General features: G+C 69.2%; 11 protein-coding genes. 5 read left to right on the top strand and 6 right to left on the bottom strand.

Annotated features, from left to right (window positions below; translation table 11 throughout):
* Positions 1–107 precede the first annotated feature (107 nt).
* From Mterra_RS14745 to Mterra_RS14735, 3 genes are read left to right on the top strand one after another with little or no spacing between them, the layout of a single operon-like run.
* Entirely contained in the window at positions 108–788 is a 681-nt protein-coding gene (locus Mterra_RS14745) for a ceramidase domain-containing protein (protein WP_119315866.1), read from the top strand.
* A gap of 11 nt (positions 789–799) precedes the next feature.
* On the top strand, positions 800–1,885 hold the full coding sequence (locus Mterra_RS14740) for a RuBisCO large subunit C-terminal-like domain-containing protein (protein ID WP_119315865.1): 1,086 nt from the start codon (positions 800–802) through the stop codon (positions 1,883–1,885).
* Positions 1,886–1,910: 25 nt separating this feature from the next.
* Complete coding sequence (locus Mterra_RS14735) at positions 1,911–2,390, top strand: cupin domain-containing protein (RefSeq protein WP_119315864.1); 480 nt, start codon at positions 1,911–1,913, stop codon at positions 2,388–2,390.
* A 16-nt stretch (positions 2,391–2,406) separates the two neighbouring features.
* Here Mterra_RS14735 and Mterra_RS23465 read toward each other — a convergent pair whose 3' ends face one another.
* Positions 2,407–2,538: a hypothetical protein gene (locus Mterra_RS23465; RefSeq protein WP_275054656.1), complete on the bottom strand. Its 132-nt coding sequence runs from the start codon at positions 2,536–2,538 to the stop codon at positions 2,407–2,409.
* Between the two features lie 110 nt (positions 2,539–2,648).
* On the opposite strand from Mterra_RS23465, the gene Mterra_RS14730 reads away from it, so the two are divergent.
* Positions 2,649–3,311 carry a thioredoxin family protein gene (locus Mterra_RS14730; protein ID WP_245971644.1) on the top strand — a complete coding sequence of 221 codons (663 nt, stop codon included), beginning with the start codon at positions 2,649–2,651 and terminating at the stop codon, positions 3,309–3,311.
* Positions 3,312–3,529: 218 nt separating this feature from the next.
* Positions 3,530–4,747, top strand: a complete 1,218-nt coding sequence (locus Mterra_RS14725; RefSeq protein WP_119315862.1) for an aminotransferase class V-fold PLP-dependent enzyme — start codon at positions 3,530–3,532, stop codon at positions 4,745–4,747.
* Here the strand turns inward: Mterra_RS14725 and Mterra_RS14720 are convergent.
* From Mterra_RS14720 to Mterra_RS14700, 5 genes are all read right to left on the bottom strand, one after another.
* The gene (locus Mterra_RS14720; protein WP_119315861.1) at positions 4,735–4,995 is read right to left on the bottom strand and encodes a Txe/YoeB family addiction module toxin; all 261 of its coding nucleotides are present in this window, start codon (positions 4,993–4,995) and stop codon (positions 4,735–4,737) included. The genes Mterra_RS14725 and Mterra_RS14720 overlap by 13 nt on opposite strands.
* Positions 4,992–5,246 (bottom strand): type II toxin-antitoxin system Phd/YefM family antitoxin, encoded by a 255-nt coding sequence (locus Mterra_RS14715; protein WP_119315860.1) that lies wholly within the window; start codon positions 5,244–5,246, stop codon positions 4,992–4,994. The genes Mterra_RS14720 and Mterra_RS14715 overlap by 4 nt, the downstream gene beginning before the upstream one ends.
* Positions 5,247–5,451: 205 nt before the next feature.
* The gene (locus Mterra_RS14710; RefSeq protein WP_119315859.1) at positions 5,452–7,293 is read right to left on the bottom strand and encodes an AfsR/SARP family transcriptional regulator; all 1,842 of its coding nucleotides are present in this window, start codon (positions 7,291–7,293) and stop codon (positions 5,452–5,454) included.
* A gap of 511 nt (positions 7,294–7,804) precedes the next feature.
* The gene (locus Mterra_RS14705; protein WP_119315858.1) at positions 7,805–9,163 is read right to left on the bottom strand and encodes an MFS transporter; all 1,359 of its coding nucleotides are present in this window, start codon (positions 9,161–9,163) and stop codon (positions 7,805–7,807) included.
* A 2-nt stretch (positions 9,164–9,165) separates the two neighbouring features.
* Positions 9,166–10,515: an MFS transporter gene (locus tag Mterra_RS14700; protein WP_119315857.1), complete on the bottom strand. Its 1,350-nt coding sequence runs from the start codon at positions 10,513–10,515 to the stop codon at positions 9,166–9,168.
* Positions 10,516–10,575 lie beyond the last annotated feature (60 nt).

The following is a 10,575-nucleotide window of genomic DNA, read 5'->3' as shown; positions in this document are numbered from 1 at the left end:
GGGGACACCAGACCAAAGCACCGCGCCGCAACACGACCCCTCCCCACCAACACAACAAGCACACGAAAACCACGTTCACCAAACCCCAGCGGTACACTGGCAGGCATATGGACAACCCGGCGGGCTTTTGGGAGGGCTGGCGGGCGGCGAGCTGTGTGCCCGGCTGCTTCTGCGAGGCCGTCCGCGCCGAGTCCTGGGTGCGCCAACCCGCCAACACACTCTCCTCGCTGGCCTTCGTGCTCGTCGGCCTCTGGGCCCTGAGGCAGCCCTCGAGCCCCTCCCCCTTCCGCCCCTACCGCCCCTACTTCGTCCTCGCCGCCCTCCTCATCGGCCTTGGCAGCGCCTTCTACCACGCCTCGCTGAGCTTCGCCGGGCAGTTCTGGGACGTGCTGGGGATGTACCTGCTGGCCGTGCTGATGCTGCTGTACCGCCTGCGCCCCGGGCGCCTGTTCGGCGTGGTCTACGGCCTCAGCGTGGCCGGGCTGGCCCTGGCGCTGTGGTTCTGGCCCGACCTGCGCCGCTGGCTCTTCGCCGCAACGCTGCTGGGCGCCATCGGCCTCGAGCTGCGCCACCTGGGCCGCCACCGGCCCCGCCTGCGCCCCGGCCTGTTCCTCGGCGGCCTGGCGCTGTACGCCCTGGCCTTCGCCTTGTGGGCGCTCGACGCCACGGGGACTTTGTGCAACCCCCAAAGCTGGCTCCAGGGCCACGCCCTCTGGCACGTGCTGGGCGCGCTCGCGGCGGCGACGCTGTTGCGCTACTACACCTCCGAGCGGGCCCCGGCACAGTAGAATCACCCCTCATGGAGCGCCTCACCGCGACCTACCACCTCCGCAGCAGGCCCGAGGACGTCGAGGCCCGGGCGGCGGCGCTCGCGACCGAGCAGAGCCTCGAGCTCCCCCCCTCCGCCGTGCGGGACCCCTGGATCGTGCGGGAATTGCTGGGCCGGGTGGAGCACGTCGAGCCCGTCGGGGCCGACCTCTTCCGGGTGCGCCTCACCCTCGCGCTCGAGACCACCGGGCTCGAGGCGGGCCAGCTCCTTAACATGCTCTTCGGCAACTGCGCCCTGCAGGAGGACGTCGAGCTCCACGACGTGGAGTTCCCGCCGGCGCTGCTCGCCGCCTTCGCCGGGCCGGCCTTCGGCGTGGCGGGGCTGCGCGAGCGGGTGGGGGCGTGGGGGCGGCCCCTCACCTGCACCGCCCTCAAGCCGCAGGGCCTGAGCCCACAGCAGCTCGCCGAGCTGGCCCACAACCTGGCCCTGGCGGGCCTCGACTTCGTCAAGGACGACCACGGCCTCGCCAACCAGCGCTTCGCCCCCTTCGCCGAGCGGGTGCGGGCCGTGAGTAAGGCCGTGGATAAGGCCAACCGGATCACCGGCGGCCGCACCTGCTACGTGCCCAACCTCCAGGGCAGCCCCGAGAAGGTGCTCGAGCAGGCCTGCATCGCCCGCGAGGAGGGCGTCGGGGCGGTGATGCTCGAGCCCATGATCGTGGGCCTGCCCTTCTTCCACGAGCTCACCCGCGAGGTCGGGATGCCGGTGCTGGCCCACCCGGCCTTCGCCGGGCAGCGCATCCGCCCCGCCCTGCTCTTCGGCAAGCTCTTCCGGCTCTTCGGCGCCGACGCGGTGATCTACCCCAACTACGGCGGGCGCTTCAGCTACAGCCGCCCAACCTGCCTCGAGCTCGCCGCCAACGCCCGCAGGCCCTGGGGCCACCTGCGGCCCGCCCTGCCGGTGCCCGCCGGGGGGATGGGCCTGGAGCGGGTGCCCGAGATGAAGGCGGCCTACGGCCCCGACACCCTGCTCCTCATCGGGGGGGCGCTGCTGTCGGCGGGGGACGGGCTGCTCGAGCGCGCCCGCGAGTTTGTCGAGCGGGTGGCTAAAGGCTAAAAGGCCCCACGGTATGCTGTCGGGGATGAAGGTGACTCGAGCCAAGCACAAGCGGGCCCACCTGGGCGACCACCGCTGGGACGGGGTGGAGGTGCTGGAGTACAAGTCCGAAGGCTCCGCGCCCTTCCGCGACGTGACGCGCCAGGTGCTCTTCGCCGACCCCGAGCTCGCCGCGCAGTGGCGCTACTTCGAGGTGGCCCCGGGCGGCCACACCACCCTCGAACGCCACCGGCACGTCCACGCGGTCATGGTGATCCGGGGCCGGGGCCGCTGCCTGGTGGGCGAGGAGGTCCACGACCTGCACCTGCACGACCTGGTCTCGATCCCCCCGCTCACCTGGCACCAGTTCCGCGCCGCCGACGACGAGCCGCTGGGCTTCTTGTGCCTGGTCAACAGCGAGCGCGACCGGCCCCAACTCCCCACCGAGGAGGACCTGCTCGAGCTGCGCCGCAACCCCCACGTCGCCGCGTTCATCCGCACGGGCGAGGCCGGCACGGCCGGCTGAACCCACGGGCCGCGGCCTAGCGCTCCCCGCCCCCGTCCTCCTGGTCCTTCGGCTTGAAGGGGTCGTAAAAAGGCGAGGTGAACAGCAGGACCAAGACCAGCGCCAGCACGGCGACGACCCCGACGGCGACCCACAGCAGCAACTCCATCCGGCACTCCTCCCGGCTTCCGGCCCACGGAAGCTTAGCAACGCCGGGGGGCTAGGGCCGTGTCTTCGCTGACGATTGTCCTGGCCCGCTCCCCCTAGACTCAGGGCGTTATGCGAGAGCGGATGCACCCCCTCACCACCCCCGAGGAAGTCGAGCAGTTCCTCAAGAGCCAGCCCGTCGTCGCCGTCTTCAAGGCCGGGACCTGCCACAAGACCATGCAGGGCTGGGGCAACGTCGAGCGCGTGCTGCGCGAGCGCCCCGAGATCGCGGTGGGCATCATCAAGGTCGTCGAGCACCGCCCCGCCTCCAACCGCGTGGCCGAGCTGACCGGGATCACCCACCACTCGCCGCAGGTCATCCTCTTCCGCGACGGGCAGCCCCTCTTCGACCTCGACAACTGGAGCATCACCCTCGAGAACCTCGAGCCCCTCTTCGCCAAGCACCTCCCCGACGTGAAGGTGGAGCCGAGCCGGGCCGGGGGCAACAGCAACTTGGAGCCCTACAAGCGCCTCCTCGACGCCTACTTGGGCGGCGCGGTGAGCGAGCCGCAGTTCCAGTGGACCTACCTCAACATGTTCCGCGAGGACGCCTCGCTGCGCTCGCAGGAGGAATTCGAGCTGCTCAACTCCCTCTTCGGCAACCCCGACGAGCACCACATCCACCCCCTGGCGATCCTGCAGCACGAGCAGCAGAACCCCTCGGGCATCCCTCTGAAGGAGCGTGCGGCAGCGCTGCGGGAGAAGCTGGAGGAGCTCGAGCGGGCTCGGGCTTGAGGGGGACTGTCAATGGTCGATGGTCGATAGCTGATAGCCGGTAGCCGGTAGCTAAACGCCGAACACGGGTCTTACGTCGTACGTCGTACGTCGTACGCAAAACGCAAGACGCAAGACGCGAGACGCCCTGGCCCTCGACAAACTATCGGCTACAGGCCACGGGCCTCCCGCTGACGGCTGGCGGCTGATAGCTGATAGCCTTATACCCAAGGACCCCTATGGACCTTGCCCGACACCCCTCCCCCCTCACCTTCGGCCGCGCGATGCTCGAGCACTGGCTGCTGGACCCCGGCGTCACCTACCTCAACCACGGGACGGTGGGGGCCACGCCGCGGCGGGTGCTCGAGGCCCAGCAGGCGATCCGCGACGAGATCGAGCGCCAGCCGGCCCGCTACCTGCTGCGCGAGCTGATGAACCTCGCGCCCGAGCCGCCGGCCCGGCCGCCCCGGATGCGGCTCGCGGCGCAGGCCGTGGCCGCCTTCATGGGGGCGCGGGGCGAGGACTTGGTGTTCGTGGACAACGCCACCACCGGGGTCAACGCGGTGCTGCGCTCGCTGAGGCTCGAGCCCGGCGACGAGCTGCTCATCACCGACCTGGCCTACGGCGCCGTCATCAACACGGCGGCCTTCGTGGCCCGCGAGCGCGGGGCCCGGCTGGTCACGGTCCACCTGCCCTTCCCCACCCGCGACCCCGGCGAGTACGTCGAGCGCGTGACCCAAGCCGTCACGCCCCGGACCCGGCTCGCCATCCTCGACCACGTGACCTCCGAGAGCGCGCTGATCCTGCCCCTGGCCGAGATGGCCGCCGCCTGCCGCGCCCAGGGAGTCCCCGTGCTGGCCGACGGGGCCCACGCGCCCGGCGCGATCCCGCTGGACATCCCCGGCCTGGGCGTGGACTGGTACGCCGGCAACCTGCACAAGTGGGCCTTCGCCCCCCGCAGTTGCGGCTTTCTGTGGGTCGCGCCCGAGCGCCAGCGGGACTTGCACCCGCCCGTGATCTCCTGGGGCCTGGACCAGGGCCTGCACCAGGAGTTCGACTGGGTGGGCACCCGCGACCCCTCCCCTTTCCTGGCCGCCCCCGAGGGCATCGCCTTCATGCAGGACTTCCTGGGCCTGGAGGCCATGCGCCGCTACAACCACGCCCTGGCCCATCAGGCCGCCCAACACCTCACCGAGCGCTGGGGGACGCGCCTCGAGACCCCCCGGAGCATGGTGGGCTGCATGGTCAGCGTGCCCCTGCCCGGGCACGCGGGCTCTACCCGGGAGGAAGCCGCCCGCCTGAAGGACGCGCTGCTGTTCGAGCACCGGATCGAAGCCCCCGTGATCGCGGTGCAGGGGCGGCTGTGGGTGCGGGTCTCGGCGCAGGTCTACAACGACCTGGACGACATTGAGCGGCTGGCGTGGGCAGTGGAAAATGTGCTGGCTCAGTCCTCGTAGTGGTAACGCAGCACCGCGATGATCAGGTCGTTGCCCTCGACCTTGTACACCATGCGGTGTTCCTGGTTGATGCGCCGCGACCACCAGCCTTGCAGGTTGTGCTTGAGCGGCTCGGGCTTGCCCAGGCCGTCGAAGGCGTTACGCTGGGCGTCGCGGATCAGCTCGTTGATACGGCGGAGCAAGGCCTTGTCGGTCTTCTGCCAGTACAGGTAGTCCTCCCAGGCCTCCTCCGAAAAGATCAGCCTCATTCCTCCAACAGCTCCCTAACCCTGCCCTTGCCCTGCTCGAGCGACTCGATCGACCTCATCAGGCGGCGGGCGTTGGCGGGGTTGGACATGAGGTAGGCCGTTTCCTGCCAGGCGTTGAAGTCTTCCAGGCTCATCATCACCACCGCGCGGTCATTGTTGCGGGTGATGATGATGGGATCATGGTTATCGATGACCTCGTCCATGGTTTTCGCCAGGTTCTGGCGGGCGTGGGTGTAGGTGATGGCCTTCATATGTACAGGATATTGTACAGGTGGGTCTGGGGCAAGCAGGGGCGGGGGCACCCTTGCACCAGTCGCTGTGGAAGTACTGGTAGAAAAGCGCCTTTCAGTGTGGGTCTTTGGCGCAGCGCTCGAGCAGAAAGCAGGCCGGGAGCAAGACCGCAACAAGAAAAGGAGGGGATCGCTCCCCTCCCTTCACGCCCGTTTACGCCTGCGCCTAGCGCCAGATGCGCCCGGAGACCAGGCTGGGAAACAGCTCGTACACCGGCACCCGCGGCTTCTCGTAGGTGGCGGGGGCCTGGCTGATGCGGTAGGCGTTGACCTCGAGGTCGAGCAGCGCGCTCTCGGCGGCGCTGTGCAGGCTCACGCTCACGCCCTGGGGCACGCGGAACCAGTAGTCGAGCTTCTCGGGCAGCGGCAGCACGGTGGTCTGGGGGTCGAGCTGGGCGGGCTTGGCGCCCTTGAGGAAGTAGACCCGGCCCTCGCGCTCGCCGCGCAGGGTGAGCACCAGCGGGGCGGCGATGCCGGTGATGCCGATGCCCAGCGGGTTCTCCACGTAGGCGTAGCCCTTGAGGTGCAGCAGGCCCGGCTCCTCGAAGGTGGCCCACTCCAGGCCGGAGGGGCCCACGATGGAGGGGGTGCGGTTCCAGCGCAGGTAGCGGCCCTCGGTGTCGAAGCCCAGGCCGAAGCGGCTCTCCTCGAGCATGGCGATCTCGCCGCCGGGCGAGAGCTCCTCGGGGCTGAGCTCGGGCAGGTCGGGCAGCGGCATGTCCAAGAAGGCGCGCAGGCCGTACTGGGGCCAGTCCTCCAGGGCCTGCACGAAGGTGCTCCAGTCGGTGGTGTCGCCGGCCATGAGGCGGTGGTAGGCCTCGGGCATGGTCTGGTTCTCCAGGGCCATCTGCAGGGCGGCCTGGCGGTGGTACTGCTGGCGGCGGCCCGGCTGGAGGCTGTGGTAGAGGACGCGGCGGATGGAGTCGTCGGCGAACTGCCACTGGCCGTTGTAGACCAGCCAGCCCCAGCGCTCGAGCTCGTCGAGGAAGGGGGTGCCTTCGAGCGCGTCGAGCAGGCCCTGGGTGAAGGGGGCGGGGTGGACCGACAGGCGCTCGAGCGCCAGGCGGGCCTCCAGCGAGAGCATGCGGGCCTCGAGCTGCACCTGCGCGCGCACCCGCTGGGGCAGGGGCAGGTCGCCGTCGAACTGGCCCATCGCCAGCAGCTCGCGCAGGTAGCCCGGGCTGCCGCCCGAGGCCAGGAAGAGCTTGGCGGCCTGGGCGAAGGGCATCTGGTTGAGCAGGCCGCTGCGGGCCTCGCCCCAGGAGAGCGGGGGCAGGGTGATGCAGCGGGTGCGCTCGGGGGGGTAGTGGCTGCGCAGCTCGAGGATGATCTGGGGGTCCTCGCCGAAAGAGGAGCGCTCGACGACCCACAACCCCTCGCGGTCGTTGAGGGCGCGCTCCACGGCCCCGTCGGGGTAGGGGGCGCGCAGGTAGTGCAGCACGCGGCCCGAGCCGCGCGGGCCCTCCAGGAAGGGCATGCCCAGCGTCTTGGCCAGGGCCTGGGCGAAGGAGGTGCGGCCGGAGCCGGGGCGGCCCATGAGGATGAGCAGGAAGGGCGGCTGGATCTGGGCGGCCACGTCCTGCACCAGCCGCTCGCGGCCCATCGCGCCGGGGCTGCCGGACATGAGCTGCGAGCGCTGGCCCTCGAGCCAAGCCCTGAACTCGGCGGAGATGTCCTCGAGGCCCTCCATCGGCATCCCCGGCCCGGCCGCCCGGTCGAGCTGCAGGTAGCTCGGGGGCTTGAGGGGGTCCTCCCCGGGCTGGAAGCCGGTGAAGCCCAGGGGGGCCAGGGCCTGCCCCAGGCGGTGGAGCTCGACGCGCAGGTTCTGCGAGGCCGCGCTGTGGCCCCACAGCAGGTCGGCCAGCACCTCGCGGCGGGTGGGCCCCTCGAGCAGCAGGTAGTACAGGATCGCCAGGCCTTTGCGCTGGAGCTTGATCTCGCGCCCCTGATATTCCAGGCGGGCGGGCCCCCAGAGTTTGAGCTGAATATTCCCCGTGGCTTTGCTCATCGCTTCAATCCCCCCGAAATCTTCAGCCGCTCCCGCAGGGTGCGGGTTTCGTAGACCCCAACTTCAGCACGACGTAACCGCGGCAAACGCTTCACACCTGCCACGCTAGCATCGATTTGGGTTAAGGGATGTTCAAAGATCACAACACGTAACTCCTGGGCTCATATCGCGTAACGAAGGATGAACCATGTCTATCGCTCAGGCAAAGAACTGCGTTGCAGACACCAATCCCCGGGTAACGGTTTGACGACCGCCCGATTGTATCCCCCCTGGCTGATGACTGGCTTAAGAATACGAATATTCTCTCAAAAACCCACCGGGAGGAACTCGCCTCGAGCGCTCGGGGCGGCGGAATTCGGCTTCATAGAGGCATGCCCGATAGACGGTAAGCCCGTCCTCGCGAAGCCGCAGCGCGCCTTACCGTGCCGGGCGCAGCCCTGGGCTATGCGCCACTGCCGGCAAGGCATAAAACTCCCCCCCGGTCGTGGGGGGGAGCGGAAGGGCCGGTCGCTCAGCAGGGCTTCTCGGCGCCCCGGCGGGTGTAGAAGTGCCAGTTCAGCCCGGCGTTGATGAGGTAGAACACGGCCAGGCCGTAGAAGAAGGCGGTCGGCGAGCCCGTCTGGGCGATGATCGCGGCGATGAGCGTGGAGAAGCCGAAGGGGCCGAAGGCCGCGACGGCCGCCGTCCAGCCGATCACCCCGCCCGCCTTGCGCGGCTCGAAGATCATGGGCATCTGCTTGAAGGTGCTGGCGTTGCCGATGCCCGCGAAGAAAAACAGCGCCAGCATCGAGGCCACGAAGTAGGGGAACTCGGCGAGGGAGTCGGGGGTGAGGAAGAAGCTCAGCGCCAGCGCGCTCAGCAGCATGCCGAGGGTGCTCAGTTGGGTCAGCCGTGCCCCGCCCACCCGGTCGGCGATGGGGCCGAAGATCACGCGCAGCACCGAGCCCACCAGCGGGCCCAGGAAGGCGTAGGCCAAGGGGTCGGGGGCGCCGTCGAACTTGCCGTAAAGCTGCTTGATGAGCAGGCCGAACACCGCCGACAGGCCGCTGAAGGAGCCGAAGGTGGCGATGTAGAGCGAGGTCATGACCCAGGTGTGCTTGTCGCGGAAGATGTCGAACTGCTCGCGGAAGTTGGCCCGCACCGGCACGCTGCGCAGGAAGGCCCACGCCAGCACGGCGGCCAGCAGGATGAACAGGATCCAAACCTCGGCGGCGTTGTGCAGCCAGATGGCCTTGCTCACCTCGCCCTTGCTGTAGGTCTGGGGCTCGCCCAGCCCCACCAGGCTGCTGCCGAAGAGGGCGAAGCCCACCACCCACGGCGTGAGGAACTGCACCACCGAGACGCCGAAGTTGCCGATGCCCGCCTGGATGCCCAGGGCCGTGCCCTGCAGGCGCTTGGGGAAGAAGTAGCTCGTCGAGGGCATGAAGCCCGAGAAGTTCCCGCCCCCCACCCCCGCCAGGAAGGCCAGCAGCAGCAGCACCCAGTACGGGGTGGCGGGGTTGGCGATGGCGTAGCTCCAGCCCAGCACCGGGATCAGCAGCAGCAAGGTGGAGAAGGTGATCAGGTGGCGGGTGCCCAGGACGGGCGGCAGGAAGGTCCAGACGATGCGCAGCATCCCCCCGGCCAGGCCCGGCATGGCGGTGAGCCAGAAGAGCTGGGTGGTGGTGAAGTTGAAGCCGATGTTGGGCAGGCGCACCACGATGGCCGAGACCATGAACCAGACGATGAAGGAGAGGGTGAGGCTGAAGGTGGTGACCCAGAGGGTGCGCCAGGCCAGGGGTTTGCCGGTCTTCTGCCAGAAGTCGGGGTCTTCGGGCTCCCAGCGGGAGAGCCAGGTTCCCCCCTCGGTAGGAATTTTGCGTACGGCCACGGTCAATCACCTCCGTGTTCGACGTGCTCGAACTTGCCCCTGAGCTGCGGCGCGGCCTTGTTGAGCAGGGAGATCACCGTGAGGTGCATCCAGATGGCCGAGACCAGCGTCAGCGCGAAGAGCACCATGAAGGTGGTCTGGGGCATGCCGGTGACCGCTTGGGTGTAGGCGAAGAGCGGGGGCAGGAAGAAGCCGCCCAAAGCCCCCAGCATCCCCACTAAGCCGCCCACCGCGCCCACGTCGCTGGGGAAGTACTCGGGGATGTGCTTGTAGACCGCGGCCTTGCCCACCCCCATCGCCACGCCCACCAGGAAGACCAGCAGGGTGAAGGGCCACACGGTCATGGTGTAGGGCAGCACCTCGCGCATGCCGTCGGCTTCGTACTTGCTGGGCAGGTAGAGCACGATGTGCCCGTCGGGCATGGACAGCAGCCAGCTCGAGAACAGCAGCGTCCCGAAGGTCCAGTACATCACCCGCCGCGCGCCGAAGCGGTCGGAGAGGTAGCCGCCCAGCGGCCGCAGCAGCGAGGCCGGGAAGATGAACAGCGCCGTGAGCAGCGCGGCCTGGTACAGCGGCAGGCCGAAGACGTCCACGTAGTACTTGGGCAGCCAGGCCGACAGCGCCACGTAGGCCCCGAAGACCACCACGTAGTAGAGGCTGAAGCGCCACACCCGCACGTTGCGCAAGGGGCGCAGCATCTCGCCCAGCGGGCGGCCCCGCCCCGGCTTGCGGTCGGCGCGGGGGGTGAAAGCCCACATCGCCAGGCCCATGAGGATGAGCAGCACGCCGTAGAGGAAGGGCACGAAGCGCCAGCCGCCGGGGATCACGCCGCCCAGGTAGCCGGCCGCCGGGGTGAGGGCGATGAGGGCCGGGCCGATGAACTTGGTGACGCTGGCCCCCACGTTGCCCGCGCCGAAGACCCCCAGCGCCAGGCCCTGCTGGTCCTTGGGGAACCAGGCCGAGTTCCAGGCGATGCCCACGCTGAAGGCGTTGCCCGCGAAGCCCACTAAGAAGGCGTAGAACAACAGGGTCTGGTAGCTGCTGACGTGGGCGACCAAAAAGGCGGGGATGGCGGTGAGGAAGAGCATGGCGGTGAAGATCACCTTGCCGCCGTAGCGGTCGGCCAGGATGCCCGCCGCCAGCCGCCAGATCGAGCCGTTGAGGATAGCCACCGCCGACAGCCACGAAAGCTGCACGTCGTTGAGGCCGAACTCCTTGCGGATGGGCACGCCCAGCACCCCGAACATCAGCCACACCGCGAACATCAGGGTGAAGCCGAGGGTGGAGAGGGTGAGGACCTCGAGGCGCGCCTTGCGCTCGGAGGGGGCCGCCGAAGGGCTAGTCTGAACCATACGAACCTCCCTTGTCCTGCAGCGCGGGCTGCGGCTTGGGGGTGGGCGTGGGTTGGGGGG

This window comes from Calidithermus terrae (genome assembly GCF_003574345.1).
GTDB lineage: Bacteria > Deinococcota > Deinococci > Deinococcales > Thermaceae > Calidithermus > Calidithermus chliarophilus.
The sequence above is the reverse complement of the archived record's forward strand: the minus strand, read 5'-3'. Positions and strand labels throughout refer to the sequence as shown.

Coding starts and splice junctions, on each gene's coding strand:
- Mterra_RS14745 (WP_119315866.1), top strand. CDS start 108: ATGGACAACCCGGCGGGCTTTTGGGAGGGCTGGCGGGCGGCGAGCTGT.
- Mterra_RS14740 (WP_119315865.1), top strand. CDS start 800: ATGGAGCGCCTCACCGCGACCTACCACCTCCGCAGCAGGCCCGAGGAC.
- Mterra_RS14735 (WP_119315864.1), top strand. CDS start 1,911: ATGAAGGTGACTCGAGCCAAGCACAAGCGGGCCCACCTGGGCGACCAC.
- Mterra_RS23465 (WP_275054656.1), bottom strand. CDS start 2,538: ATGGAGTTGCTGCTGTGGGTCGCCGTCGGGGTCGTCGCCGTGCTGGCG.
- Mterra_RS14730 (WP_245971644.1), top strand. CDS start 2,649: ATGCGAGAGCGGATGCACCCCCTCACCACCCCCGAGGAAGTCGAGCAG.
- Mterra_RS14725 (WP_119315862.1), top strand. CDS start 3,530: ATGGACCTTGCCCGACACCCCTCCCCCCTCACCTTCGGCCGCGCGATG.
- Mterra_RS14720 (WP_119315861.1), bottom strand. CDS start 4,995: ATGAGGCTGATCTTTTCGGAGGAGGCCTGGGAGGACTACCTGTACTGG.
- Mterra_RS14715 (WP_119315860.1), bottom strand. CDS start 5,246: ATGAAGGCCATCACCTACACCCACGCCCGCCAGAACCTGGCGAAAACC.
- Mterra_RS14710 (WP_119315859.1), bottom strand. CDS start 7,293: ATGAGCAAAGCCACGGGGAATATTCAGCTCAAACTCTGGGGGCCCGCC.
- Mterra_RS14700 (WP_119315857.1), bottom strand. CDS start 10,515: ATGGTTCAGACTAGCCCTTCGGCGGCCCCCTCCGAGCGCAAGGCGCGC.